Raw genomic sequence first — 25,851 nt, forward strand, 5'->3', positions numbered from 1 at the left:
TAATGGTGCATCAACTATCACGACGTGACTTTCTGCAGAAGACCGGCATTAGCTTTGCCGCTGCCAATCTGCTGGCGGGTCTGCCAAGCCTCGGCTGGGCATCCCAAGCTGCGCCGAAGAAGCGTCTGGTGTTCATCTTCAGCCCCAACGGCGTGATTCCAGATCACTTCTGGCCCAAGACGCTCGGCTCCGACTACGATATGCAGCGGATCCTGAAGCCGTTGGAACCCTTCAAGCAAAAGACGATGACCATCAAGGGCATCGGCAACTTGATCAAGGGGGACGGCGACGGTCACATGCGCGGCATGGGATGTCTGCTGACGGGGATCGAACTGTTCCCCGGCGACGTCCAGGGTGGTTCCGATACGCCGGCCGGTTGGGCGATGGGGATCTCGGTCGATCAGTACCTGAAAAACCAACTGCAAGCCAACGCCGACACGGCCACCCGATTCGGTTCGCTTGAGTTTGGCGTGATGGTTCCCGACCGCGCCGATACCTGGACTCGTTGGTCGTACGCCGGGCCGAACCAGCCGGTCGCTCCGATCGACGATCCGTACCAGATGTTCGACAAGATGTACGGCCAGGCCAAGAACCGGGCCATGCTGGCCAGCGTGCTCGATGACCTGACCGACGACTTCAAAAAGGTCGAGAAGCTGATCAGCGTCGAAGACCGCCAGCTACTTGATACGCACATGCAAATGGTGCGGAAGGTCGAGCTTGAACTGCAGGCCGAAATGGCTCAGCAGAAGAAGCAGGAAGCTGAGCAGTCCGGCGACGAGCGAGCCGAACTCGATCACGCGATTCCGGAACTTCCTCCGAATGTTCGCGAAGATAACGACAACATTCCGCAGATCACCAAGATGCAGATCGAGCTGATGGTCAACGGTTTCGTGCACGACATGAACCGCATCGCCTCGCTGCAGATCACCAACAGCGTCGGCCAGCCGAAGATGAAGTGGTTGGGGATCGACGAAGGGCACCACGGCCTGTCGCACGAGCCAGACAGCAACGAGGACGCCTACGAAAAGCTGATCAAGATCAACACGTGGTACTGCGAACAGGTTGCCCATCTGGCCCAGCGGCTTGCGGAAACTCCGGAGCCAGGCGGAAACGGTAGCATGCTCGACAACACCACCATCATCTGGACGAACGAACTAGGCAAGGGGAACTCCCATACCCACAACGACATCCCGTTCGTCCTGGTTGGCGGCGGTCTGGGCTTCAAAATGGGCCAGGCCATCGACGTCAAAAAGGTTGCCCACAACCGTCTGTTGTTGAACCTGTGCGAAGCGATGGGCTATCCTCAGAAGACGTTCGGCAACCCAGACTACTGCGGCGACGGTCCTTTGACCGGTCTGACCTAATCGGTCGCTAATCGCATGATATCACGCACGCCCAAGCAGACTTGGGCGTGGCACCCGGTATCTTGTGTGAATCTTAACGGAAGTTAAGCATGCCCCCGCGTTTTAATCCCCTCGCCCCTGCGGGGAGAGGGTTAAGGTGAGGGGGCTTTCGCATGTTCGAAGCGCATGCGCAAGCGATGTTCCGATTGGTGCGGAACTTCATCTGGCGAAGAGAGGGCATCGCTCGTTCTCAAACCCTCGCCCAGGCTCTCTCCCTGCAAGGGAGAGGGGATAAGAGGTTGTCACGGCGGTCCACGCTCGGTTTCGTTATCCCTGTTGGGGGCCACGCCCAAGTCTGCTTGGGCTTGGCTTGGCTCGGTTGGCTTGCCTGCCTCCACCGGCTCTGGTACTGGCTTGCTATTCGCCTCTCCACGCGGACGTGAGCATGGTGCCTGTTCTCTTGTTTGCTGCTTGATCAGCTTCTGCAGCCGCTTGATCTCGCCGGTTTGCCGATCGAGGACCTTCAGGTGGAACGAGACCCATTTCAGTGCGTAATCGAGCTGCTGCCCGGATGGGACGATGAGCCCGTCGACGTGCCTGCCGGCGAAGGTTGGTCGCGGCGGCTGCTTCGGCCGATCGGGGCGGGCAGGTCTCGGCTTGTCGGTCGTCGTGCTGGTCGAACTGGGCGCTTGTTGACGCGAGGTTTGCGCGTCAGCGTGCTGGGAACTGGCAGGCTGCTCGTCGGGCGGATCTGGGTTGGCTGCGGAGATCGTGATCGGTGGCTTGATGTTCAGCAGATCCAGTGTGGTTTGTTCTCCCCGCCACGCCAGCTTCCCGACGACATCGGCCGGGATTTCGACCAGCGTCCCACACGACGTGCACGCGAAGGCCTTCCCAGCGCGCACGAAGACCGGCGGGACGTTCTCATTCGAGAACGCTCCGTGGTGATCGGGATTGGCGTGAGAGGAAGACATGCTGGTACTTGTGATGGTGACTCGCGGTGAAAACAGACGCTCGCGGGGAAGCGTCCCCGTGCGAGTTTCTAGGATATTGAACATGTGTACTTATGTCCAGTTCTTTCGCTGGTGTTTTTTCGCAGGCCGTTATCTTGCGATCCCAACAAAAAAAGACCACAGCATCTGCTGAGGTCTTTATTGTGTTCAGGGGTTAACGTGATGGCGATTAGCGAGCCGTGGGAGGTGGAATGTCTTTCTTCATCTCTGGCATGACCACCTCATTCATGAACTTCTTCCAAGACCGGCCAGATTGAAGGCTCTTCTCTTCCATGCGCAACCGCTCGAGGGTCGCTTCGTCGTACTTCTCGCCGACGGGAAGCTGCTTCCACTGATCGACCGTCAGCGCGGTTGGTTCAGTGGGCAGGGCCGTCTGCGGAGCGTTTTCGCTGCATGCCAACAGGGAAGTCAGAAAGACGCAGGTGAGCCAATAAATGAAAGCTCTCATGGTTGAATCTACGAATTAGAGGTTCGGAGAAAACAGATAGAAGCCATTTTGGCCATCTGGGTGGAGACGACCAAAACAGCGTTCTATCCAATTCAAGAGTTACGGCAGTGAAGCGACTTCGGCACCTGAGCGAGTGAACAAGGCCTGGTAGGTTTCCTGGTTGATCGTTTCGGCAACGAACGACACCGACCCATCGACCATCGTGAAGTGCGCCCCGCCAGGATGCTGGCTGCGGAAGCCGCCGTAGACTGGCGAAGCATGGTCGTGCTTGTTCAGCGGATAGTAGCCAGTCCCCCAGCCGTACAGATATCCATAGGCCCAAATCGCACCGTAGTTGGTGGAAGGAACACCTTGGGGCAAAAAGTCGGTTTCACCTACCATGAAGGTATTTGACGTGCCGTCGGTGATGTCGCGGAACTTGGTTGCGTCGCGGTGATTGGGACCGACGACTTCCCCCTTCGAGGTGTCGACATGCTGCTGGATCGGAATGATGGCTCCATCCGCGGCAGTTGCCGGCGAACCATAGACGATGCCGTATAGTACGTCCACATTCCCGGCCGAGCACCATTGGTAGCTGCTCGGGCCACGGTTCTCAGAGCTTATCGGGCCGGTGGGCATGGTCATCGTGGGGCATAGAAGCGAAGGGATCGATTCTTGCTGCAAGGTCGCGTTCGACCAGCCATCGCCATCGGGGTCCGTCGTGTCGTTGCGTTTGAGTTCGGGGTTCCAGCGCTGGGCGATCGCATCTTGCTCGAGAAACGGCAGGATCTGGATCCAACCGGTGGAGTAGGTGTCTTCCGGGTCGTCCTCGGCTCGATCGCGGGAAGCATAGGGAAACTCGAGGAACGTATCGTGGAAGTTGTGGGTCGCCAGGCCGACCTGTTTCAGCTGATTCGAGCAGCTCATCCGCCGGGCCGCTTCGCGGGCTTGCTGGACGGCAGGCAGCAACAAAGCGATCAGAATGCCGATGATGGCGATCACCACCAACAGCTCTACCAGGGTAAATGCAGTGCGAGACGTCTTTGTCGACATCGTAAAATACCTTTGTAAATACCAACCAGGGAATAACTTAGGGCTGATTGTCAGGCCCTAACACTCGGGGTGGCTGGCATCGCAAAGGCGATCGCTGGCTGCGAAAAACTCGGTTTGTTAGTTTGCTAAATGAAACTGAGTCTCAATTGCATTCCGTTTTAAGGGAGCCAGGACGCAGCGTCAAGGGTTCAGGTCGAAGTTTTCGAAAACGATGTTCCCCAGGCCAACGAATGTCCCTGCGGCCGGACTGTCGAAATGACAACGCTTGCCATTTTGGCAGCTGGGTAAAACGAGAGAGGAAAAGCTCGCGGCGAATTCGATCTTTCCTAAATCCTTGAGAAACCGCGATTTGCGAAAACCGGGCAAAGGAAGCGTGGCAGTTGGCACACTCGTTGCATTTCTATCGTTTGCCTCACCAACGGTTGAGGCACAAAGCAACCCACAAAATACGAGTTTGCAAACCCAAATAATTTGGTGAGGTTTTGTTTCAACTTCTGTAGGAACTCTTTATGGAAAGGTTGATCAAAATGGTACGCCCACAAGCACAAACCGAATCGAAGTCGCATCCTCTGGCCAACTGGTCGAGCGAGATGGACAACCTGTTCGAGTCGTTCTTCCGTCCGGTACGTCAAAGCGCTTCTGGGGCATGGCTGCCGGCCATGAACATCTCGGAAACGGAACTTGGCTATCAGATCGACTTGGAACTGCCAGGCCTCAATGCGGAAGACGTCAACGTGGAACTCCATGATGGCAAGCTGACCATCTCTGGCGAACGTAAGACGGAAGAGCAATCGGAAGACCGACGCTGGCACCGTGTCGAGCACGTATATGGCAAGTTCCAACGCGAGCTCAAACTCGGTACGCCGGTCGACGAAGAAAACGTTTCGGCCAACTTCAAGAACGGCGTGCTCACGGTGATGATTCCCAAATCGGAACATGCCAAGCCCCGCAAAATTGAAGTGAAGAACAGCTAAGCCTGCATATCCCCATCGTGCATTTTCCTTGGGTGAGAAAAACGCCGGTCCGCACTCCTCTAAGCGGCCGGCGTTTTTTGTTTTCTTGCGGACACGGCAGCGAGCTTGAGGTTTGTCCGAAGGCCCGCCATACTACTTGGTTGCATCCTTCCTCATTCATGCCAACCAAGGGTACCGCTTCTCATGGACCGACCGCTCAACTGGAATAGCCGCAACCTCACCCAAGGCTGGCAGCGCGGAGTGACCGCGTTTTACTACGGGCTGAACTTCCAGGAAGAAGATTTCCACAAGCCTCAAGTCGGTATCGGGGTGCCGCTGCTGGAAGGCAACCTGTGCAATGTGCATGCGTATCGCCTGGCGACGCTCATTAAGCAAGGCTGCGAGAAAGAAGGGCTGATCGGGTTTCCGTTCGGCACACCGGCCGTCAGCGATAACATCACCCAGGGGCACGAAGGCGGGAACGCCAGTTTGCCGTCGCGCAATATGATTGCCAACGCGGCCGAGTGTGTGACCAGTTCGCATGGGTACGATTTTCTGATCGGGATGCACAACTGCGATAAGAACGGTCCCGGCTTCGCCATGGCCCTGGCTCGGCTGAACTACCCGGGGCTGATCATCAACGGCGGCAGCATCAAGCCAGGATGTCATCGCGGGCACGATACGTCGATTCTCGATGTGTACGACTCGCAGGCCGCGGCCAGTGTTGGGGCGATGACCCATGACGAGGCCGACCAGATTTTACGGACCGCGTGTCCTGGTCCTGGCGGCTGCGGGATTGCCGCATCGTTCAATACGTGGGGGATCGCCCTGGAAGCGATGGGATTATCGGCTCCTTATTCCAGCAGTAACCCGGCCGATGATCCCTCGAAGATCGCCGAGTGCGAAGGGATTGGCGTGCTAGTCAAGCGGCTGCTGGCCGAAGACATTCGCCCGCGCGACATCGTCACCAGGGCCTCGATGATCAACGCCACGCGAGCCGTGGCCGCGATGGGTGGGTCAACCAATGGGGTGCTGCACTTGTTGGCGCTGGCTCGCGAGGCCCACGTCGATTTCCATCTGCAAGACATTCAAAAGATCTGCCGCGAGACGCCGGTGCTGTGCAGCTTCGCCCCGCGTGGCAAGCGGACGATGTACGACCTGTTCAAGATTGGTGGCACGCCGATGTTCCTCAAGTATCTGCTGCAGCAGGGGATGCTGGACGGGGACTGTATCACGGTGACCGGCAAGACGATGTCCGAGAATCTGGCCGAGGTCCCCGACATAGACTGGAACCAGGATTTGATCGTGCCGGTCGAGAAGGCCTTCAAGCCATACGCCGACATGCAGATCTGCTTCGGCAACCTGGCCCCCGGCGGGATTGTGTTCAAGGTCAGCAGCATGAAAGAGCCAACCTTTCGCGGTAAGGCCATCTGCTTCGACGATGCTCGCAAGATTGTCGAAGCGGTCGAACGCGACGAGATTCAGCCAGGCAGCGTGATCGTGCTGCGTTACCTGGGACCGGTGGCCTCTGGCATGCCGGAGGTCTTGGTGGCAACGGCAGCCTTGGCGACACCGAAGCTCGACGGTAAGGTCGCGTTTCTGTCCGATACCCGCGTCTCAGGCGTTTCGCACGGAGCGATTGGGGTGCACTGCGCCCCCGAAGCGGCCGTCGGCGGGCCGATTGCTTTGGTGCAAGACGGCGACGAGATCTCGTTCGACCTGACGGCCGGCGACCTGACCCTGCATGTCGACGATGCCGTGCTGGACGAACGTCGTCGTGCGTGGCAAACACCTGAGATCCCGCGGACTCGTGGCTACCTGGCCGACTTCGCCGCGACCGTATCGCAAGCCCACCATGGCTGTGTCAGCAAGGCCTTTCTACCCGATACCGAATAGCCTAGTTAGCGGGTACCACGCTCAAGTCTGCTTGAGCGTGCGATGCTGATAGAAACGATCAAAGTTGCGTGACAGGTGGCCATGCGAATTCGTGCGGGACGCCTGCTTCTTGATGCCGCGCAACTCTTTATCGCAGATGCCCAAGCGGACTGGGGCGTGGCCACCCTGGGTGGTGTTTGGGCTTCACAAAGCTGCGTGCCAGGAGTCCCAGAGATCGGTGCTTGGGGGGTGGACAGAAAATTTTTTATCGACCATTTCGAACATCTTCCTTTAGTGGATGGCTAAGGCGGGCTCGTTTGCCGTTCGAAATCCCAGACGAGTGGTGACCCGTGACCACCGTAAAAATGTGGGTTAGGATCAGGCCAGACAACAACTTACAAGTGATCCTTATCCTCTTTGGTGCGACGCATGGACCTACGAGAATCACTCGGCATTCGCCAACCTGGTGAAGTCTTCGATCCGAAATCGGATCGGCAAGAATTGATTCGCTACATCAACTTGCAACTGATTGCCAACGAACTGCCTCCGGCGCTGGATGCAAGCGATGTGGAATTCGCCGGCCTGGCCAAAGGACTGCTTGCCAACTATCACGAAAAAACGCGGATGCTGTACGATCGACCGGCACCGATCGATCAACGTATCGAAGCGTTCCTGGCACGCTACTTCGGCGACCTGAAGCCGAGCCAACCGCTACGCCTGCCACGCAAGACGTTCACGCTGGAACGCCACGGTGTCGCCCGCGAGCTTTCGATTCCGGTCAATCGTTCCTCCTTCGAGAGCGATCTGGTCCAGTCGTATCGCATTGCCAACGGCGTACTGCACAACCCTCGAAATGATCGCCGGACAACCAAGGGGACGTTCCACGTCACCGAAGGGGGCTTGCCGATCGCCGGCGACAAGCGGGCCGTTCCGCGGGAAGTCTTCATGAAGATGTTCCAGATCGCGGTCAATCCACCGGAGTCGGACACGCTGCTGCCGTTCACCGCCGATCAAGAGAACGCGGCGCATAGTGTTGTCTCGCTGTTGTTGCGGCCGATCGTTTGTCCGGAAGTTCCGGGCGTGACGCCAGAGAAGACGATGGAAGTCCGCTTCTTCGTGCCTGGGCAGTTGGTCAGCAATCTGGACTTTGTCGAATCGATTTTCGGCAACGCAGGCGATCCGTACATCTCGAAGAACAACGCGGCGCTCGACGTCGAACATTGGACCGGCCACACCGGCTGCGTGATTTTAGCTCCGCACTTGGGTACCTATACCAAGAAGGAACTGGGGCTGCCGCATTGGGACGATGCGACCGAACGTCAGCGGAACGACTCGATGTGCTGGAAGGACGAGTCGGAACTTTACAACGACGGCATGGCGTTCAAGTTGACTTGTCGCGATGCCAGCGGGGTCGTGATCACGTTGATTGCCGACAACTACTACGGCTACTGCAAGAAGGAAGTCAAAACGCAGATCAGCTTTGCCGCGAACCTGTACGGCGATACCGAGGAAGAACACGCCGGCGGCTGCATCGCGTACACCAGTTGGAACCTGGGTGACGAGTTTGTCGTGAACAGCCAGAAGTACAACGGCCGCACGATCGACGACGTGATGCAGGACTATGGCGACATCATCGATTTCAAACCGGAAGGTTACGGCGTTGATAAGAAGCATCCCGAGGTGTTCTACATTCCTGAAGATGCCCGGGCCACGATGCTCGACCAGTGCATCAAGTGGACCCGCGACGGCCAAGAGCACAGTTTGCCGCTGCTGCCTAACCGTTACTACATTGCTCCTTCCGGCTACAAAATTCGGATGGAGAAGCACCCGGCCGCCCCGAGCTGGCGTTTGGTGGGTTCGACCGCCGAAGGGATTTTCTGCCACAAGCCATGCACGGTGAGTGGTGGCGGTAAGAGCGAAATCAGCAAGTCGCTGACCGACTACACGCTGTATGGCCCGATCTTCGTTTCCGATATCGAGAAGGACCTGGACCAGGTCGAGGAGATCTTCCAGAAAGATTACTCGAACCGCTGGAAGGCCGGCTCCACGAAGCGGCCTGACTACTCGGCGCGGCCATCGCGTGCCATTCTGTCGGCCGATCGAACGCTGGGTAGCGTGATCAAACTGCTGACCCCATCAATCGACTATACCGACGAGTACAACGATTGGCTCGGCACGATTCCGCATCACATCACCTCGATTGTGTTCATCATCAAGCGATTGATGTTGCCGGAATGGGGCGAGAACTGGCGTGACTATTTCGGCGTCGACATCGTCAACGGTGTGCCTGGTCACGAACTGAAAGTGCTCGACCGGCATCTGGTGGGAACGTACCTGCGGGTTGGTTTCAATAAGGACAGCCGCTGGCGAACCTACAAGCTACGGCAAGACTTCATGCCGTCGGACAAGGTGCAAACCGAAGACGACATCAGTGCTTCGGTTATTGTGCCGAACGAACTGCTGCACAACTTCGAGCCGCTGCCAGGCGGTATCTCGTCGAAGTTCACCGTCAACTGCGAGAACCGCTTGTTCCAGCGGCCCGACGATGCAATTCATCGGGGCTTCGACAAGAAGACCGAAATCGACCTGGCCAAGCCGAACAACTTCATCTCGAACTTCGAGCCGTTGACCAAGGAGTATGTCGACCAGATGGCGACTCACGCCGTCGACTTCGACTCGTTCACGTTGCCGATGAAGAACTTCTTGAGCAACTTTCTCAATTCGGACAACGAGTATGTCGTGAGTTCGGCTGATCCGCGCCTGGTGAACGGCGTGCCGACCAAGAATCCGCGGTACCTGCAAACTCGCCCGGATCTCGAGAACCCGCTGCCGAAGTACGTGGGTGAGATGGGCGTGCGTTTGTATCGCAAGTTGAAGCCGAGCCAACCGCTGTATCAGCCGGTGGGCGCGGTGTTGTGCGGACGTCGTAACAATCCGCCAGACAAGGAAGCAGGCATCCGCGGTCTGGCCGTGTACGGTCCGATCCATTACCAGGAACTGCCGGAACTGTTCATGGACTTCATCGCGTCGCTGACCGGTAAGAGCCCTTCGACGACCGGTGCCGGTAGTGAAGGGGCCCTCACCAAGGGACCGTTTAACTGCTTGCGTCCGACGGCCGACCTGAACCAGGCCCTGGTGGGTTATATCCTGACTGGGCTGGGTGGTTTCTCGACGGCGGCAGGGCACATCGGCCCGAACGTGCGTGTCGATCACGACGTCAGTCTGTTGATTCCGGAAGTGTGGTGCCGTCTGTCGGCGGAAGAACGCGATCCCGAGTTCCTCATTCGTCAGCGAATGCTCGAGAAGATCGACGACTTCGACTACGAAGGGGAGGCCATCCCTGGCAGCCGCCTGGGGTACCGTATTACGCGTGGTTTCGTGCGGATGTTCTTCGGCCGCGTGTTCGACTACCCGCTGTCGGTGTTCGACGAGTCGATTTTGAAGCCGGAAACGCAGGACATGGAAGCGTACGTCGACGGCATCAAGCATATCGCCGAAGTGCAGCAGCGCGTTGCCAAGCGATACTTCGAAGATGGCTCGATCGAAGATGCCTGTCCGCCGCTGAAGGCTTTGCTGGCGATCATGGCCGAAGGCAGCTACGAAGGCATGACGGTTCACGACCCTGAATTCCGGGCACTGTTTACCCGCGAATCGCTCTTGGCCAGTGAGTGGTACAAGGAGCGTCTGACCACCAAGCAGCAGCGCGATATCGAACTGTGGCAGGGGCATATGAAGTCGTTGGAAAGCTTCCTGGCAGAGTCGGTCTACTTGGAAGACGGCATGGGGGAAGAGCTCGAACGCCGCAAGCAGTACGTCGAACGCCAACTGGCCAAGCTGCAAGCTGCCGATTACCTGCAAACCCAGATCGGAGCAATTGGTGTTCAGCCGATGTAACACTCTGGTCCCCTCTCCACCGTCTGCGGGGGAGAGGGTTGGGGGGCATCGTGCGCATAGGATCTGGAATATTGGCGGTGGTCGTAGCTTTGCCTGGCCTGGTCTTGCTGGCTGCGAAGCATCACTTCTTCGGACGAAAGGCCACGATGCGATCGGGGTTGGTTTCCAGGTAGGGGCCTTCCATCAGATCGATGCAGTACGGTATCGCCGGGAAGACGGCGTCCAGGCATTCGGCGATCGCTTTGGGCTGGCCTGGTAGATTTACGATCAGCGAGTTACCGCGGAGGCCGGCCGTTTGGCGAGAAAGAATCGCGGTGGGGACCTTTTCTAAGCTGACTTTGCGCATCAGTTCGCCGAAGCCTGGCATTTCTTTGTCGCAGACCTGGATGGTAACGTCGGGCGTCAGATCGCGTTTGGCGGGGCCGGTGCCGCCGGTGGTGATGATCAGGCAGCAACCGACATCGTCGGCCAGGCCGATCAACGTTTGGGCGATGGTGTCGCGATCGTCAGGAATCACCTTGGCGACGGCTTCCCAGGGAGAGGCCATCACTTCGTCCAGGTACTGGCGAATGGCCGGACCGCCCCGGTCTTCGTAGTCGCCTCGCGAGGCGCGATCCGAAACGGTGACGATTCCAATCTTCGCAGGTGTATTGGGCATTCTATAATTCCTGTCCCCTGCGGCCCCGCTGGGAGAGGGAACTGAGCACGGCTTAAAGCCGTGGCGTGAAATTTAAGAGACCATCGGTTCCGATAGTTCGGCGATCGTGTGTACGTTGCCGCCGGTGTCGAGGCTGGCTTCGGCGAAGCTGTCTTCCGTTTCCCAAATGGCGACCTTGCGGCAGGTCACCCCGGTTCCTTTGAGCAGCTTCGGACAGACCTTCTCCAACAGGTACGTGGCCATGCTTTCGGCGGTTGGGTTGGTCGGCAGGATGTACATCTTGCACGGGACGACCTGCTTGAGGGCGTTGATGCCGTTCTCGTCGTCTTCGTTCAGGATGAACGCGTGATCCCAGTGCTCGTCGATCCACCCTTTGAACAAGCGTTTCAGTTCCGCAAAGTCGATCACGCGGCCTACCGCGTCGACTTCATCTCCACTGACGTGGAAGTCGGCAATATAGTTGTGGCCGTGGAAGAATTCGCACTTCCCGCCGTGCTTGTAAAGTCGATGTCCGGCGCAAAACTTGATGCGCCGCATAATGCTCAGGCTCATATCAGTTCTCCCTGGACTTTGGTTTCCAGGATTGGGGGCCCCAGGGATGGGGCAAATGCTTATCTACTAACTATTCTCTGGCAATGTGCCACCCGAGGCAAGGACTTGCAGTTCGGGCGAATCTGTACCCGTCTTCTCGGCAGGGCGCTGAAATCGCTGCAAGTCGAGTGTCGGTCGCCACGTGAGTTTCCGCAGCAGAAGCCCCAGCACCACGGCTGCCGCTGCGAATGCGATGGCCTTAGGCAAATCGGTCAGGCCGTACGGCTGGTCCCAGAACTTCCAGTAAAGCACGAAGACAAAACTACTGGCCAAGATCGACAGTTCCACGCCGCCAGCGAAATCGGTTCGGCCGATGCGTTTCATCGCAGGCCACATTACCACCGACAACAACATGCTGAGGGCCGCAATGACGAAGGTTGCTTGCCAGCCGAAATAGAGCCCGACGGCTACCATCATGATCGGAATGCCCAGCCGGCGCGATTGGTCCTCTGTTGTGGGTTGGGAAACGAAGGCCCTCAAGAGCATCCCCCAAGCGGTGCCTGCGACGGCTCCGCAGAGCGCCGAAAGGAAGACCTCGAGTCGTGGGGCATCGACGACGCTTCCCAGGTCGACGCTGCCTAGGCGTACCGGATACAACTCCGGCCAGATCATCGGCCCCAGGAATCCAGCCCCGTAGGCCAGCACGCAGAGGGTGAGCGGCATGCGCGAGCGGTCCCAGGCAATCATGGCCCAGCAGACCATCAGGCTGAACAGGTAGCAGTGGAAAACATAGATCGAGAGCAGCGGGAACTGAAGTTCCAGCATGGCTCGGGAATGACTGAGCCGAACGGCATCGACCCCTGGAAGGTTGCCGCCACCACTGAGGACTTCGAACTGCAACAGTAGCAGGAAGATCAGCCCCACGACCGTTTCAATGATTGGGTAACGGGGTGAGATCGGTAGTCGGCACGTTCGGCAGCGGCCACCCAGCATGATCCAGCCCAGTACCGGGACGTTGTCGTTCCACTTGAGCTGGGTACTGCAGAAGGGGCAACGCGAAGGTCGGGAAACGACCGTTTCGCCCCGCGGCATCCGCCAGATGACGACATTCAGAAAGCTACCGACGGTGGCTCCAAAGAAGAAGAACCACGTGTAAAGGAAGCCGGCAATCAGGATCGATTGAATCCACTGCACCTGGTCCAACCGGTTTTGGCGGCTGATGAAGTCTTCATCCGAACCGGCTAGCCACAGCATCTCGAACGCCGGCCATGCCAGAACAGCCCCTATACCCAGGCACACGACGATCGCGATCGTGTAGCGAAGCCAGGTAAGTCGTAAACGTGAGCGAGGCATGATGCTTTCGGCCAAGGCAATGGGAGCATAAGGAAGGGGCTATTTTAGAACGACTTACGAGAAAAACCCAGGGTACGGCTTGCGGAGGATGGAATGCTTGGGCTCGGAAAAGTTATCCTAAATAATAAGTGACAGTCGATCGATGGCTGATTAAACTGCTGGTCCCTTCTTTCCCTCTAGGGAATGGAGTGTTGATACCTCTCTTAACTGCGTAATGGGCAACGATGGATCTCGATAATCCTTTCAAGACACGATCAGGCGATTCTACGGACGGGCCGGTCAGTAGTAATTCGATTTGTATCGAGCCATTTCGGGTTCGCTCTTCCGGTTTTAATTGCCAGGTCTTCACCGAAGATCAGGTCGCCGAGATGCTGGCCAAAGAGTTGGCTTCCTTTTGTAGCGAGCAGGGATTCGAGATCGTCAAAGGTAAGGCCCAGTACACCATCAAGGGCGAGATCGTCAAAATTGAGCAGGGGAGTCAGATCCTGCGGTACCTCCTGCCGTTTCTAGCTGGCGAGGCAATGGTCGAGATTCAGGGAGAGGTCATCGAAGGGGTTCACTCCAGCAAGCCATTCCACATCAAGAAGACCTTTTCGATGGGGGCCTTCGGTGGAAGCAGCAAGGGTATGATCAAAAGTGGTCTGCGATTGGCAGGCATGAAGATCGCCGCCGACGCAGGCTTGGTGGGACAACAAACCTCGGGACTGAAGCAAGGGGGCAGCAGTGGCGGATTGGGCGCGTTGTCGGCACCGGTGAACGCCTGGCTGTACCTGGGGATGGTCGCGTTGGCGGCCATCATTACCGCGGTGATTGTGGGAGGCTATGCCCACGGTTGGGCGATGGCGGCTCCCGAGCGTCACGACGGGATCGCCATGGAACATCGTGGCCGCTATGTGCTACTGCAGAGTGCCCTGGCATTCATTTCGATCTTGTTCGGAGGACTCGCCGCGGCCCCAGATAGTGTGCTCAAAAGCAAGACGCTGATCTGGCTGCGGGCCAGTTCTGGGGTGAATTCGATCATCGGCCAGCGAATCTTATTGGGCATCTTATGTGCCTTGCCGATCTTTTTGGCGTACTTAAGTAAACGCTTGATGTGACATAATAACCGGGGAAGGACTTCACGCGATGACGCATAATTCCCAGAACTTGTGGCCGCCAGCCTGGCTGTTGATTGGGCGACCGTACGACAAGCGGTTGATCGATCTGCTCGCCCCGATGGATCAATGATTGCCGCGGCAACGGCTATCCGCAAACCGCAAATTTGGTTGATCCTATCTTGCTGAAATATGCCGACCGTTCCTACAATTCTGCGATACAGTGCCCGAGGCATGCCAGACCTGAATTCTTAACCCCAAGGTCTGCCCCGGTGCAGCTCGCTTGAGTGCTGTCCTGGGATGGCCAATCCGTTCGATTTCGAGATCCTGCCTCAGCCGGATGATACGACCTGTGGGCCGACGAGCCTGCACGCCGTCTACCAGTACTTTGGCCTGAACCTAGATCTACACCAGTTGATCTCGGAAGTGCCTACCTTAGAGCAGGGAGGTACCCTGGGCGTGATGCTGGGGATCGATGCGTTGAAGCGCGGCTTCGACGCGACGATCTTCACGTACAACCTCGAGGTCTTCGACCCGATCTGGTTTACGCGCAGCTACGATCTGACGGAGCGTCTCGAAGCCCAGATGGCCGTTAAGACCGAGCCCAAGCTGCACCTGGCCAGTAAGGCTTACGTCGAGTATCTAGTCCTGGGGGGCAAGCTCAAGATGCGGGATTTGAGCGCGATGCTGATTAGCCGCTACTTGCATCAATCGGTGCCGATCCTGACCGGGCTTAGCTCGACCTACCTATACAGTGGCCCGCGCGAACATGGTTTAAAGAATACCCCAGACGATATTCGCGGGCTGCCCCAGGGGCACTTCGTCGTGCTGTACGGCATTAACGAAAACCAGGATCGCGTGTATGTCGCCGATCCGTATCTGCCCAATCCACTGGGCGAATTGCATCACTATCCGGTTAGTTTCGACCGGTTGGTGTGCTCGATTTTGCTGGGCATCTTGACGTATGACTCGAACCTGTTGGTGATCGAACCCAAGAAGCAGGGCTCGGCTGCCAAAGGCAAAAACTCGCCATGATGGCTTAATTCATTCCCGCTTGCGGCTCTTCCCCGGAAGCCTGCGAGTTCTTCGCCCCCATCCGATCTGACGTATAGAAACTTCCCCATGGCAATATTGATAGTGACCGACCAAACCGATCGCTGGCCGAGCAACGGCCCCGGCGTCGAGGTAGTCGATCCGAAAGCCTACATCACCCAGTCGCAGTACAGCGAAATGAGGGGGGCAAAGGTCTTTAACCTTTGTCAAACCTATCGCTATCAGAGCGTCGGTTATTATGTCTCGCTATTGGCCGAGGCCCGCGGTCATCGCCCGGTGCCGAGTGTCGCCGCGATGCAGGACTGGAAGACCCGCAGTATTATTCGTCTGGTCAGCGAAGACCTGGACGAGTTGATTCAAAAGTCGCTGGCCCCAATCAAGTCGAACAAGTTCACGCTCAGCATCTACTTCGGAAAGAATATGGCCAAACGCTACGACGCGCTGGCCTGGCGGTTGTTCAACTTGTTTCAGGCTCCGCTCTTGCGTGCCAAGTTCATGCAGGAAAAGGATCGCTGGCAATTGACCAGCGTGGGGGGCATCTCGGCTGCGGACGTGCCGGAAGCTCACTGGCCGTTCATTGTCGAAACGGCGCTCGATCACTTCTCGAAACGTCGCAGCGTGGCGAAGGTCAAAAAGACCCGCTTCGACATGGCCATCTTGCGCAATACGGAAGACCCCGAGCCACCGTCGGACGAAGTTGCCCTGCAGAAGTTCGCCAAGGCTGCGGCCCTGCAAGGGGTGTCGACCGAGTACATCTCGCGCGACGACTACGGCCGCCTGGCCGAGTTCGATGCCCTGTTCATCCGCGATACGACCGCCGTCAATCACTATACGTACCGGTTCGCTCGCCGGGCTCACGCCGAAGGGCTGGTCGTGATCGACGATCCGACGTCGATTCTCTTGTGTACCAACAAGGTGTACCTGGCCGAACTGCTCGCGCGGCATAAGATCCCTGTTCCCAAGACGGTAGTCGTCCATCGTGATAACGCCGATACCTTGGCCCAGGAACTGGGCTTTCCGTGCGTGCTAAAGCGGCCTGACAGCGCGTTCTCGCTGGGGGTGGTCAAGGTGAAAACGCCTGAGGAGCTGCAGCAGAAGCTGAAAGAGTTCTTCGCCGATTCCGAGCTGATCATCGCCCAAGAGTTCCTGCCGACCGACTTCGACTGGCGGATTGGTATCTTTGATCGGCAGCCGCTATATGCGTGCAAGTATTACATGGCCAAGGGGCACTGGCAGATCATCAAGCACGAGAACGCCAACCGAGGACGCTACGGCAAACTGGAGACATTGCCGGTCGAACTGGCCCCGCGCAAGGCCGTGCAGGTCGCTCTCAAAGCGGCCAACTTGATTGGTGATGGTTTGTACGGCGTCGACGTGAAAGAGTCGAACGGTAAGTTTTCGGTCATCGAAGTCAACGACAACCCGAATATCAATTCCGGCTGCGAAGATGCCGTGCTGAAAGACGAGCTATATCGCCGCATGGTCTCGATTTTCGTACGGCGAATCGAACAACAAAAGGCAGGCATCGCGTAGGTTGTGCCGCGTAGCCCAGGCATCCCGTACCAATTCATTCATTTCATTTTTGCGTAAGGCATCCAAGCGTATGTTGGCCGAATCGTCCCGGTCTGCGAAAGACTCGATCCCGCTGTTTGAAGCGTTCGGCGTCGAGGTCGAGTACATGATCGTTCATGAAAACTCGCTCGACGTTGCGCCGATTGCCGATCAACTGCTGCGCGACGAAGAAGGCAACCCAAGCGAGGAGATCGAACTGGGGGACATTGCCTGGTCGAACGAGTTGGCTCTGCACGTGGTCGAGTTGAAGACGAACGGTCCGGTCGCTTCGCTGAATGGTCTGGCTTCGCGGTTTCAGGCCAACGTTCACGATATCAACGCACGGTTAGGAAAGATCGGAGCCCGCCTGATGCCCAGTGCGATGCATCCGTGGATGCGTCCCGATGTCGAGATGAAGCTTTGGCCGCACGGCTATAACGAAGTTTACGAAGCGTTCAACGTGATCTTCAATTGCAGCGGTCACGGTTGGGCCAATCTGCAGAGCTGCCATCTTAATCTGCCGTTTGACGGAGACGAGGAGTTCGGGCGGTTGCACGCGGCGATCCGTTTGCTGTTGCCGATCTTGCCGGCCCTGACAGCCAGCAGCCCTGTTTGCGAACGCCAGTTGACGCCGCATCTGGATCATCGGCTCGAGACCTACCGGCACAATGCCGACCGGATTCCCCAAGTTGCTGGCATGGTGATCCCAGAGGGTTTTTATACACAGCAAGATTACGAACAATACATCTTAGAGCCGATCTACCAGACGATGGCCCCCTTGGACCTGGCCGGTGTGCTGCGGCACGAATGGGTTAACAGCCGTGGCGCGATCGCTCGCTTCATGCGAAACACAATCGAGATCCGCGTGATGGACGTGCAGGAACACCCGGCCGCGGATGTGGCGATTTGCCAACTGGTGGCCAACGTTGCCAAGACGCTCACCGAAGAAACCTGGAGCAGCATTGCCGATCAGCAAAAGGCCGAGACCCTGCGTCTGCGTGATATCTTCCTGAACGTTGTCGACAATGCCGACGAAACGATGATCATCGACCCGGACTATCTGCAGTTCTTCGGCTGGACGCAGGGGATATGCACCGCCGGTGATTTGTGGCGATCGTTGGCCGAGCGTTTTCCGACGGAGGAGAAGCCCCTTGCCGATGCGCTCGATACGATCCTGACCGAAGGGCCCCTGGCGCGACGCATTGTTACGGCCCTGGAAGGGAACTTCCAGCAAAGACTACCGATTGTGTATCGCGAACTGTGCGATTGCCTGGAGCAGGGACGTTCGTTTCGGCCTGGCGAATTGAGCATCTGATGAAAGCGAGTTCCGAGTACTCGATCCTTTTTACCTGCGAGCACGGCGGCAATCGGATTCCCAGGGAATATGCCCCCAGGTTTGCCGAGTACCAAGAGTTGCTTCAAACGCATCGCGGGTGGGACCCTGGCACGCTGCTAGCGTCGAACTACTTCCATCAACAAGTTCCTTCGCAGCTGTTTGCCAGCGAGACGTCGCGGCTATTGGTGGATCTGAATCGATCGGAGACGAACCCGGCGTTGTTTTCCAGGCTCGTGCCACCCCCCAGCCAGTTGCAGCGGGAGGAACTGCTGGAGACCTACTATCGTCCCTGGCGTCAGGAGGTGGTCGATTGGATCAGGAGCCAGGCTAAGCGTAACCTGTTTGTTCGTCATCTCTCGTTTCATAGTTTCACGCCAGAGCTCAATGGCCAAGTACGAACCGCCGAGATTGGCCTGCTGTACGATCCTGGACGAGCCCCGGAACGAGACTTCTGTCATTGCTGGCGACAGGCAATTCGCGAGACATTCCCGGAGTTTCGCGTGCGGCTGAACTACCCTTACCGCGGGATATCGGACGGGCATACGACCGCCCTGCGGAAACAGTTCTCTGCACAGCAGTACAGCGGGATTGAATTGGAAGTCAATCAGCAGCTTTTCCAGCAGTCGGCCCGGCAAGTCAGGCCGTTGATCGTGGGACTTTATCAGAGCTGGCATCAGGCCGTGCGGCAGACGACTGGCGCTGCTTAGCGCTGGATGGGCTTGATCTTGCTGGAATTGGGTGGTCGGCACGGTTTACCAGGTTCGACCAGACCCCCATGGTAGACGTAACCGGTTGCCTCCTTGCTACTTGAGATTCCTTCTGGGAATGTTATTCTAAGACTTGGCAAACAGGGAGGGGCTCCTGGGCAGTCTGTCATTGCGCGCGACAGCTTGCTGGTCTCTCATCCATCACCTTCTGTTCAAGTTCGGGGGAACGTCGAACGATTGGGATCTTAGGTCGGGGAATATCCGGCACACAGACGCTTGTCTTGTGAGCTGACCGCGTTCGTGGCAACACGACGTATCTCCTGCCAGGGTTTTACGATTCGCCGCTTCTCACTGTGGCAACCTGACTCGCTTGTGGAATAGGAATTTTGCATGAAGAACCCACCCATCCATTGGTCGGAAGGGATGTTTCTTCGCCCCCATCATTTTCAAGCGCAGGATCGGCATTGGTACGAGTTCTTCGAGAACTCGATCCGTGATCTGATCCCCTACGCTTATGGGATTCGCTACATCGAAATCAGCGAGCAGGCCATCGCGAACTATCAAATCGAGGTTTCGCAGTGCGAGGCCCGCATGCGTGATGGGTCGATCATTTCAATCGGCGGTAACGACCAGATGGACCGGGTCGACCTGCGTCAGGGCATCAAGGGCTTGCAGGACCTGAAAGAGGTTTTCCTCGAAAACGAAACGATTCGCGTTTATCTGGCTGTCCCGCGTATCAAGCTCGGTCACGAGAACACGGCTCGCGATGCCCATACGCCTAACACACGGTACTACGAGTTTTCGCGTGAAGATGAAGAAGAGAATCGCGGTGGCAATCCTCAAGAGGTTTCGTTTCGCGAACTGAATATTCGCATCATGCTGTCGACCGACGATCTGTCGGGCTTCGAACTGCTGCCGATCTGCCAGATCGTTCGCAACGAGTCGGACGGCACACCGCGAATCGATCCGAATTACCATCCGCCGTGTCTGGCCGTAGATGCCTGGACTCCGCTGGGGACGGGGATTGTGCGGCGGGTATTCGACTTGATTGGCGAACGCATCGAGCGATTCCGTAATGATATTCTTAACCAGAACATTACCTGGGACCCGCGCGAGATTGGTGACCTCGAAAAGATGATGCGTCTGCGAACGTTGAACGAAGCGTACGGAGAGCTTCGCATTCTGGCGTTCAGCGATGGTATTCACCCGCTGAAGGTCTACACCGCGCTGTGCCGCATCGTTGGCCAACTGGCGATCTTCGACGACAAAGAACGCCGCATCGAGAACATACCGAAGTACGACCACGAGAACCTGGCCGAGATTTTCCAGTGGGCCTACAAAGAGATCCGCCGGCTCAGCGAAGGGCGAATCGATGCGACCTACGAGCATCGCTTCTTCCTGGGGAGCGGCCAGTCGATGCACGTGCAGTTGGATCCGAAATGGTTCGATCCCAGCTGGGAATGGTACATCGGGTTTGAAGGGGTCAGCATTTCCAAGGAAGACACCTATCAATTGGTCACCCAAGGTTTCCACTGGGTGTTTGGTAGCGGCGAGCAAGTCGAAACCTTGTTCCGCAACAACATGCCCGGCGTGCGATTGCGGCCGGTGGCTCAGCCGCCGCGTGTGCTGCCGCAGGGTGGCAATTGGGTTTACTTCCAGGTTCAGCGCCAAGGCCCGCCTTGGGATGATGTCCAACGAACCCAGACCATGGGCTGGCGTTTCCAGGAAGAATACATTCACGACGTCAAAGAACTGCAAGGCAAGAAACGGCTGGTGTTGAACATTCGCAACCAGCTGATCGCGCTGCATGTCGCCGTGTTCGCGCTGCGGCATGGTGAGCAGAAACGAGTTTAATTGAGTGTTCTGTTTTCAGTGTTCCATTTTCAGCAAGAGTCATTGCTGAGGAACGTTGAAAGCGGATGACTAACGAGGGGCTGGTGCCTTATTTGCCCCTTACCCTGGCCCTCTCCCCTATGGGGCGAGGGGACAGGACGTGGGAATGAGCGAGGCGACGGAAACGGTTCCCTTTCTTCGCGACTGAAAACTGAAAACCGAAAACTGAAAACTAAATCCCAATGACTCCAAAGTTTGCTAAAGCGGTTGATCCCATTTTTCTGTGCGTGCTGGATCTGTTGGATCGCATCGAGCGGGATGGCAACTCGTTGGATCCAAGCCAGGAGCGGATTCGCGTGAAGAAGCGGATCGATACGGCTGAGAACCTACTGGGGCAGACGGCCGAATGGGAACTCGCCAAGTACGCGCTGGTTGGCTGGATCGATCAGATGCTGATCACCGCGCCCTGGAACGGTGCCAACTGGTGGCAGAATAACGACCTTGAATTTGAGTGCTTCCACAGTGGTAAGGCGTTCGAGCACTTCTTTGTGGCGGCCAAAGAAGCTCAGAGTTTGCCCAACAAAGACGCGCTCGAAGTTTATTACGTGTGCGTTGTGCTTGGTTTCCGCGGCCTGTATGGGCACCCGCACTCGCTGCAGTACACTCAGCACTACGGCCTGCCGGCCGACTTAGATACCTGGGCGAAGCAAACGGCTTCGGCCCTGCAGTTGGCGATCGGCCGTAGCCCCATTATGGACCGCCCTGAACCTGGTGAAGGGGCACCCCCACTGACCGGCTACAACAAGCTGATCAACATGTCGCTGTTCGCTGTCATTATGGTTGCGATCTGCGTCGGCTATTTTTTGATGTTCGGAATGAAGTAAAGAATTAGTTTTCAGTGTGAAGTGTTCAGTTTTCAGTAAGCAGGAACATGGGTTTCTTTCCCTTACTGATAACCGAACACTGAAAACTTCAAGCTGATCAAGAGAACCAAAGGTTCGACCTATGATGGCATTCGTTTACCAAATCGTTTACTACATGACGTTGCCGTTCACCGCGTTTAATACGCTGGCAACGAATATCCCCGGTATACGTAATCTTGGGAAAATTACCCTTCCCACGCGAATCGCCTTGTTGGTGTTCGTTTTCCTTTTCTTTGTGTTGGTTTCGTTTTGCGTCACGTTCCAGTTTTCTGACACGTCTGCCCAGTGGACCGATTACCTGTTGGATTGGAAAACAGGGCTCACAGTACTGGCGCTGATGATCATCATCCCGATCGTCTCGTATTATGTTGTGAAGATCTGGATGGAAGAGGATTCGTCCGAGTATCCCGATATCGATAAGGCCTGGAAGCAAGGCATCACCGAACTCGACAAGCATGGGATTCCGTTAGGGAGCACGCCGTTGTTCCTGGTGCTGGGGAACCCGGATGATCGCCGCGCGAGAAACCTGATGCGGGCCTCTGGCTTCGGATTCAATGTTTCCGATCCTGCCCAGGGGCCGGCTGCTTTGCACTGGTATGCCAACCCTGACGCGGTCTTTATCTTCCTGACCGGTACGTCCTGTCTGTCGACGCTGACCGATGGGTACAAGAACCACGCGACGAAGCACTCGCAGTTGGCTACACCTTCTCCTCAGCAGATTCCCGGGGGGCAGACGATCGTCGCCGGAGCTGGTCAGCAGAGCCTGATCAACGAGCAACTCGACCATACCTTGGGGGCTGATGAAGACGAAGACGAACAGCGATTCATGGAAGCGCCTCGCAGCATGCAGGCCGGTGTCGGAGCGACGATGGATTTTGGCCAAGGGATGGCCGGTGGGCAAACGATGAACTTTGGTGCCGACGATGCTGCCCAGGCCGCTTCGATGTCGAAGGCCGGCATGCGGCAATCCAAGTCGGATTTGACCGATCAGATGGAACGCTTGAAGTACGTCTGCAAGCTGATCAACAAGGCCCGCCGTCCTGTCTGCCCGATCAATGGTCTGCTGGTTACGATACCATTTGACATGATCGAAGATTCGAGTGAGCCCATCCAGTTGGCCGTCCAGAGCGATCTGGATGTGATCCGTTCGACCACGCGCCTGCGCTGCGCCGTGACCGCGCTGATTACCGAGATGGAAAGCGCTCAAGGCTTCCTTGAACTCATTAAACGCGTGGGTGAGAAGCGGGCCAAAGAGCAGCGTTTCGGTAAGGGCTTTAACGTCTGGAATCCACCGATCGCCGAGCAACTGGAGGCCGTATCGCAGCACGCCACTGGGGCGTTCGAGGATTGGACTTACTTGTTGTTCCGTGAAAAGGATGGTTTGCGTCGCCCTGGCAATCCGAAGCTGTTTGAACTGCTGTGCAAGATCCGCGGTAAGTTCAGCGAGTGCATGACGAACATTATCGCCAACTCGTTTGGTTTCGAGCCTGATAAGAATCCCCGTGCCGCTGGCAATTCGCTGCTGTTTGCCGGCTGCTACTTCGCGGCGACTGGCGATACGGGAGACCGTCAGGCATTTGTACGCAGCGTGCTGTACAAGGTGATGGAGCAAGACGCCGAACTCGACTGGAACAAGGAAGCGTTGGAAGAAAACACGGGTGCCGAATTCACGGCCAATATTGCGGCACTGATCGGTGGTGTGTGCCTGTTGATTCTGATCGGCTTTGGTCTGAACTCGGCGTTCGGCGAATACATGCCGTGGCATCAGGACCAATAAGCGGGGCCGGCCGTTTTCTGATTTCATTGAGACCCACACTGCGGTAAGATGGGATTGCCCATAGGTAGGGCATTTCATTCTCTCCCACAAGGTCTCCGGCTATGCATTCGGCTGCCAAACTGTGCTCGTTATTTCTGCTTGCTTTTGGCCTGTTCTTGGCCACTCAATCTGGCTGTGGTGCTCCGGCGGACGAACCGCTGGGACCGGAAGAGATTCGTCTGAAGATCACCGGTGCTGATAGCGACGAGGCCCGCGATGCGATCCAGACAGCGCTGGAGGATATTTCCGATCTGCCAGGGAACCATAACACGTCGATGCGCTGGGCCACGGGGCAGCCGCTGACGATCAAGTTTGGGCCGGTCGCCGATCCGGCGAAGTTTGCCGAGCGGGTCCAATTCGGGAAGGTCGACAAGATCGAAGACCGAACCGTGTTCATCACGTATACCCAGTAGCTTGGGGCGAGCTTTGCTCGCTTTGTTGATTCACCTACAACAGGAGAACGCCATGCCAACGCCACGTTTCGCACTGCTGATCGCTTTTCTGCTGATGCCACTTGTGACCTCGCTGGGCTGCTCCGGCGAGCATACGGTGACGCTGAAGATTTCTGGTACGAGCACCAGCGAAGAGCGTGAGAAGATCTCGGAGAAGGCCAAGTCCCTGATCGAAGGAAGCAGCCACTACATCAGTAGCTACCACATGAACGACAGCTACACGGTGAATGTGGGACCGGTGATGGACGTGGATGCATTCGTCAAGCAAATCGACTTCGGCAAGGTCACCAAGGTGGAAGATCGAACGATCTATGTTGACGTCAATGCCAAGCCGGATGCTGAAGAGCCTGCGGCGACGGATCCGGCTCCGATGGAGACCGAGCCTACGCCGGAGACGCCCGTGCAAGAAGCACCAATGGATGCCTCGCGCGAGGAGAAGTAGGATTTCTGTGCAGATAGCATTCACGCTCAAGCCGTAAACTCTTGCCAAGCTGTTCCCGCTCTGGGGCCATGATTAGCGATTGAAGTTGATTCGCTTTCGAAAAAGACAAGAGTCGCATCCAGGGCAGTGGGCTGCGACTCTTGTACAACCAGACGAGAGGGGTTTGGGGAACTCTCGCCTAGAATTCACTGACGACTTCACCTCCGGCGCGGGTAGCCAGGCTACGCCAGGTGGTCAGGTCGATGGTTTCGCTGATCGAGCGGCTGCTGCCGTCGAACATCACCACGTCGACGACGCCTGGGTGCCAGCTACGGCTGGTGACGATGGCGTAGGTTGGACTGCCGCTGCTGCCATTTTTTCCTTCCTGCCACGAGTTGAAGTCGCACTCGGGGTAGGTCTTGCCGCCGATGGTGCAGCTGGTTTGGGTGTTGGGGGTCATGGTAGCGGTGAAGCCGGTGTGGTGGACGCGACCATCGGGCCACTCGGTATGGCCGGTGTCTTTCTCGTCGGAAGCGGAAGCAATCTGCGTTTCCGCCGCCGAGATCGTATTGGGAATGGCGGTCGAGTCGGGACCGCTATTGCGTCGGTACGGCGTCCAGGCCTTCACTTCGGCACCCAGCATTGTGTTCGACGAGCCATCGGTGGCATCGCGGAACGAAAGCTTCGAGTTCGGATAGAACAGCCCGTCGCCTCCTTGCTTGGTACTTGGATTGAACACGAACCAGGTTCCGTAGTTAAAACCGTACGAGGTCGGCCACAGCTTCGACTTGCCGCCGCCTGGGTCGCGTTCGCGGCCGGCACCAGGGTCGCTGGGGCAGCTATAGCCAGGGATCTTCAAACCATCGATGGCCGTTTGAAAGTCCCAGGCCGTTGTGAGGTCGACCTGATCGTACAGGTTGCCTTGTTCCAGGAAATTGAGGATGCGGCCGTGCACGCCCCACGAACCGTTGTTGCCGGTTGAGGATACCGAAAGATCGACCGTGCAGCCCATAGGTAAAACACGGTAGGTGTCTACGTAGTTGTGCAGGGCCAGGCCCATTTGCTTCAGGTTATTCTTGCACTGCATTCGCCTGGCCGCCTCGCGTGCTTGCTGCACGGCAGGCAAGAGAAGGGCGATGAGAACTCCGATGATCGCGATGACGACCAAAAGCTCAACCAGTGTGAAACCCGTACGTGGCGATTTCCGGGGGGTTGGAAACATCGTTATGCGTCTTCTACTGTCCTGGGAGGTGAGATAACCGCCATGGTTTGTGACCCCATGGCAAAAGGCGGGTAAACCAAACGAACCTAAACCCGCGCAAACTGCCCTAAGGATGCAATTCATATGCCTATGCGGCGTAAAGCGGTTCGCTTGAAAACGGTTAGCAGGCGAATTATCGTATCTCCTCTCGAAAGAACACGGTTTTCACGCCTGGAAATCGGGCCAGGAATATTGTGGATGACAGGCCATCCGTAGATGACAGGCTTTCTGCTCGTGTTACTTGAGTCGACAGCCGTGTCATCTAAAGTGACATGCTGGGGCTGTGGTGATGGATAGGATGAAC

General features: G+C 57.0%; 22 protein-coding genes. 15 read left to right on the forward strand and 7 right to left on the reverse strand.

Translation table 11 applies throughout. The annotated features are described in order from the left end of the window. The first annotated feature begins 2 nt into the window (after positions 1-2). The gene (locus C5Y96_RS03275; RefSeq protein ID WP_105350106.1) at positions 3-1,364 is read left to right on the forward strand and encodes a DUF1552 domain-containing protein; all 1,362 of its coding nucleotides are present in this window, start codon (positions 3-5) and stop codon (positions 1,362-1,364) included. A 281-nt stretch (positions 1,365-1,645) separates the two neighbouring features. Here the strand turns inward: C5Y96_RS03275 and C5Y96_RS03280 are convergent, their stop codons facing one another. From C5Y96_RS03280 to C5Y96_RS03290, 3 genes are all read right to left on the reverse strand, one after another. Continuing rightward, a complete protein-coding gene (locus C5Y96_RS03280; RefSeq protein WP_105350107.1) occupies positions 1,646-2,401 on the reverse strand; it encodes a hypothetical protein in 756 nt (251 codons plus the stop codon). Between the two features lie 124 nt (positions 2,402-2,525). Further along, complete coding sequence (locus C5Y96_RS03285; protein ID WP_105350108.1) at positions 2,526-2,804, reverse strand: hypothetical protein; 279 nt, start codon at positions 2,802-2,804, stop codon at positions 2,526-2,528. A gap of 99 nt (positions 2,805-2,903) precedes the next feature. After that, the gene (locus C5Y96_RS03290; RefSeq protein WP_105350109.1) at positions 2,904-3,836 is read right to left on the reverse strand and encodes a DUF1559 domain-containing protein; all 933 of its coding nucleotides are present in this window, start codon (positions 3,834-3,836) and stop codon (positions 2,904-2,906) included. 527 nt (positions 3,837-4,363) lie between these two features. On the opposite strand from C5Y96_RS03290, the gene C5Y96_RS03300 reads away from it, so the two are divergent. The 4 genes from C5Y96_RS03300 to C5Y96_RS03315 all read left to right on the forward strand — a co-directional run bounded on the left by C5Y96_RS03300 (position 4,364) and on the right by C5Y96_RS03315 (position 10,558). Beyond that, positions 4,364-4,810: an Hsp20/alpha crystallin family protein gene (locus tag C5Y96_RS03300; RefSeq protein ID WP_158261074.1), complete on the forward strand. Its 447-nt coding sequence runs from the start codon at positions 4,364-4,366 to the stop codon at positions 4,808-4,810. Positions 4,811-4,993: 183 nt separating this feature from the next. Further along, the gene (locus tag C5Y96_RS03305) at positions 4,994-6,685 is read left to right on the forward strand and encodes a dihydroxy-acid dehydratase (protein ID WP_105350112.1); all 1,692 of its coding nucleotides are present in this window, start codon (positions 4,994-4,996) and stop codon (positions 6,683-6,685) included. Positions 6,686-6,766: 81 nt separating this feature from the next. Beyond that, positions 6,767-6,970, forward strand: coding sequence for a hypothetical protein (locus tag C5Y96_RS03310; RefSeq protein WP_105350113.1), 204 nt, complete (start codon positions 6,767-6,769; stop codon positions 6,968-6,970). Between the two features lie 123 nt (positions 6,971-7,093). Next, positions 7,094-10,558: a hypothetical protein gene (locus C5Y96_RS03315; RefSeq protein ID WP_105350114.1), complete on the forward strand. Its 3,465-nt coding sequence runs from the start codon at positions 7,094-7,096 to the stop codon at positions 10,556-10,558. Between the two features lie 121 nt (positions 10,559-10,679). On the opposite strand, the gene mog is transcribed toward C5Y96_RS03315, so the two are convergent. The 3 genes from mog to C5Y96_RS03330 form a co-directional block, all read right to left on the reverse strand. Then, positions 10,680-11,216: a molybdopterin adenylyltransferase gene (gene mog, locus C5Y96_RS03320; protein ID WP_105350115.1), complete on the reverse strand. Its 537-nt coding sequence runs from the start codon at positions 11,214-11,216 to the stop codon at positions 10,680-10,682. Positions 11,217-11,288: 72 nt separating this feature from the next. Next, positions 11,289-11,768, reverse strand: a complete 480-nt coding sequence (locus C5Y96_RS03325) for a 6-pyruvoyl trahydropterin synthase family protein (RefSeq protein ID WP_105350116.1) — start codon at positions 11,766-11,768, stop codon at positions 11,289-11,291. A gap of 66 nt (positions 11,769-11,834) precedes the next feature. Next, on the reverse strand, positions 11,835-13,100 hold the full coding sequence (locus C5Y96_RS03330; RefSeq protein ID WP_199188622.1) for a prepilin peptidase: 1,266 nt from the start codon (positions 13,098-13,100) through the stop codon (positions 11,835-11,837). A 224-nt stretch (positions 13,101-13,324) separates the two neighbouring features. Between C5Y96_RS03330 and C5Y96_RS03335 the strand changes: the two genes are divergently transcribed. From C5Y96_RS03335 to C5Y96_RS03380, 10 genes are all read left to right on the forward strand, one after another. Beyond that, the gene (locus C5Y96_RS03335) at positions 13,325-14,197 is read left to right on the forward strand and encodes a DUF4410 domain-containing protein (protein WP_105350117.1); all 873 of its coding nucleotides are present in this window, start codon (positions 13,325-13,327) and stop codon (positions 14,195-14,197) included. Positions 14,198-14,494: 297 nt separating this feature from the next. Then, a complete protein-coding gene (locus C5Y96_RS03340; protein ID WP_105350118.1) occupies positions 14,495-15,229 on the forward strand; it encodes a C39 family peptidase in 735 nt (244 codons plus the stop codon). Between the two features lie 87 nt (positions 15,230-15,316). Next, on the forward strand, positions 15,317-16,780 hold the full coding sequence (locus tag C5Y96_RS03345) for a RimK family protein (protein ID WP_105350119.1): 1,464 nt from the start codon (positions 15,317-15,319) through the stop codon (positions 16,778-16,780). Positions 16,781-16,850: 70 nt separating this feature from the next. Further along, positions 16,851-18,113, forward strand: coding sequence for a glutamate-cysteine ligase family protein (locus tag C5Y96_RS03350; protein WP_105350120.1), 1,263 nt, complete (start codon positions 16,851-16,853; stop codon positions 18,111-18,113). After that, a complete protein-coding gene (locus C5Y96_RS03355; RefSeq protein WP_105350121.1) occupies positions 18,113-18,841 on the forward strand; it encodes an N-formylglutamate amidohydrolase in 729 nt (242 codons plus the stop codon). Before C5Y96_RS03350 ends, C5Y96_RS03355 begins: the two co-directional genes overlap by 1 nt. Positions 18,842-19,231: 390 nt before the next feature. Continuing rightward, positions 19,232-20,695 (forward strand): type VI secretion system baseplate subunit TssK, encoded by a 1,464-nt coding sequence (gene tssK, locus C5Y96_RS03360; RefSeq protein ID WP_105350122.1) that lies wholly within the window; start codon positions 19,232-19,234, stop codon positions 20,693-20,695. Positions 20,696-20,916: 221 nt separating this feature from the next. After that, entirely contained in the window at positions 20,917-21,558 is a 642-nt protein-coding gene (locus tag C5Y96_RS03365) for a DotU family type IV/VI secretion system protein (protein ID WP_105350123.1), read from the forward strand. A gap of 121 nt (positions 21,559-21,679) precedes the next feature. Next, a complete protein-coding gene (locus tag C5Y96_RS03370; RefSeq protein ID WP_105350124.1) occupies positions 21,680-23,374 on the forward strand; it encodes a type VI secretion protein IcmF/TssM N-terminal domain-containing protein in 1,695 nt (564 codons plus the stop codon). Positions 23,375-23,475: 101 nt separating this feature from the next. After that, on the forward strand, positions 23,476-23,826 hold the full coding sequence (locus tag C5Y96_RS03375) for a hypothetical protein (RefSeq protein ID WP_105350125.1): 351 nt from the start codon (positions 23,476-23,478) through the stop codon (positions 23,824-23,826). Positions 23,827-23,878: 52 nt separating this feature from the next. Continuing rightward, positions 23,879-24,307, forward strand: coding sequence for a hypothetical protein (locus C5Y96_RS03380; RefSeq protein ID WP_105350126.1), 429 nt, complete (start codon positions 23,879-23,881; stop codon positions 24,305-24,307). 178 nt (positions 24,308-24,485) lie between these two features. Here C5Y96_RS03380 and C5Y96_RS03385 read toward each other — a convergent pair whose 3' ends face one another. After that, positions 24,486-25,508 carry a DUF1559 domain-containing protein gene (locus C5Y96_RS03385; RefSeq protein WP_105350127.1) on the reverse strand — a complete coding sequence of 341 codons (1,023 nt, stop codon included), beginning with the start codon at positions 25,506-25,508 and terminating at the stop codon, positions 24,486-24,488. Positions 25,509-25,851 lie beyond the last annotated feature (343 nt).

It is taken from the genome of Blastopirellula marina, assembly GCF_002967715.1.
GTDB classification, from domain to species: domain Bacteria; phylum Planctomycetota; class Planctomycetia; order Pirellulales; family Pirellulaceae; genus Bremerella; species Bremerella marina_B.

Excerpts from the sequence above, each read along its gene's own strand:
- C5Y96_RS03300 (WP_158261074.1), top strand. The coding sequence starts at position 4,364 with ATGGTACGCCCACAAGCACAAACCGAATCGAAGTCGCATCCTCTGGCC.
- C5Y96_RS03380 (WP_105350126.1), top strand. The coding sequence starts at position 23,879 with ATGCCAACGCCACGTTTCGCACTGCTGATCGCTTTTCTGCTGATGCCA.
- C5Y96_RS03365 (WP_105350123.1), top strand. The coding sequence starts at position 20,917 with ATGACTCCAAAGTTTGCTAAAGCGGTTGATCCCATTTTTCTGTGCGTG.
- C5Y96_RS03280 (WP_105350107.1), bottom strand. The coding sequence starts at position 2,401 with ATGTTCAATATCCTAGAAACTCGCACGGGGACGCTTCCCCGCGAGCGT.
- C5Y96_RS03275 (WP_105350106.1), top strand. The coding sequence starts at position 3 with ATGGTGCATCAACTATCACGACGTGACTTTCTGCAGAAGACCGGCATT.
- C5Y96_RS03285 (WP_105350108.1), bottom strand. The coding sequence starts at position 2,804 with ATGAGAGCTTTCATTTATTGGCTCACCTGCGTCTTTCTGACTTCCCTG.
- C5Y96_RS03345 (WP_105350119.1), top strand. The coding sequence starts at position 15,317 with ATGGCAATATTGATAGTGACCGACCAAACCGATCGCTGGCCGAGCAAC.
- C5Y96_RS03290 (WP_105350109.1), bottom strand. The coding sequence starts at position 3,836 with ATGTCGACAAAGACGTCTCGCACTGCATTTACCCTGGTAGAGCTGTTG.
- C5Y96_RS03385 (WP_105350127.1), bottom strand. The coding sequence starts at position 25,508 with ATGTTTCCAACCCCCCGGAAATCGCCACGTACGGGTTTCACACTGGTT.
- C5Y96_RS03370 (WP_105350124.1), top strand. The coding sequence starts at position 21,680 with ATGATGGCATTCGTTTACCAAATCGTTTACTACATGACGTTGCCGTTC.
- C5Y96_RS03355 (WP_105350121.1), top strand. The coding sequence starts at position 18,113 with ATGAAAGCGAGTTCCGAGTACTCGATCCTTTTTACCTGCGAGCACGGC.
- C5Y96_RS03350 (WP_105350120.1), top strand. The coding sequence starts at position 16,851 with ATGTTGGCCGAATCGTCCCGGTCTGCGAAAGACTCGATCCCGCTGTTT.
- C5Y96_RS03330 (WP_199188622.1), bottom strand. The coding sequence starts at position 13,100 with ATGCCTCGCTCACGTTTACGACTTACCTGGCTTCGCTACACGATCGCG.
- mog (WP_105350115.1), bottom strand. The coding sequence starts at position 11,216 with ATGCCCAATACACCTGCGAAGATTGGAATCGTCACCGTTTCGGATCGC.
- C5Y96_RS03315 (WP_105350114.1), top strand. The coding sequence starts at position 7,094 with ATGGACCTACGAGAATCACTCGGCATTCGCCAACCTGGTGAAGTCTTC.
- C5Y96_RS03340 (WP_105350118.1), top strand. The coding sequence starts at position 14,495 with ATGGCCAATCCGTTCGATTTCGAGATCCTGCCTCAGCCGGATGATACG.
- C5Y96_RS03375 (WP_105350125.1), top strand. The coding sequence starts at position 23,476 with ATGCATTCGGCTGCCAAACTGTGCTCGTTATTTCTGCTTGCTTTTGGC.
- C5Y96_RS03305 (WP_105350112.1), top strand. The coding sequence starts at position 4,994 with ATGGACCGACCGCTCAACTGGAATAGCCGCAACCTCACCCAAGGCTGG.
- tssK (WP_105350122.1), top strand. The coding sequence starts at position 19,232 with ATGAAGAACCCACCCATCCATTGGTCGGAAGGGATGTTTCTTCGCCCC.
- C5Y96_RS03335 (WP_105350117.1), top strand. The coding sequence starts at position 13,325 with ATGGATCTCGATAATCCTTTCAAGACACGATCAGGCGATTCTACGGAC.
- C5Y96_RS03325 (WP_105350116.1), bottom strand. The coding sequence starts at position 11,768 with ATGAGCCTGAGCATTATGCGGCGCATCAAGTTTTGCGCCGGACATCGA.
- C5Y96_RS03310 (WP_105350113.1), top strand. The coding sequence starts at position 6,767 with ATGCGAATTCGTGCGGGACGCCTGCTTCTTGATGCCGCGCAACTCTTT.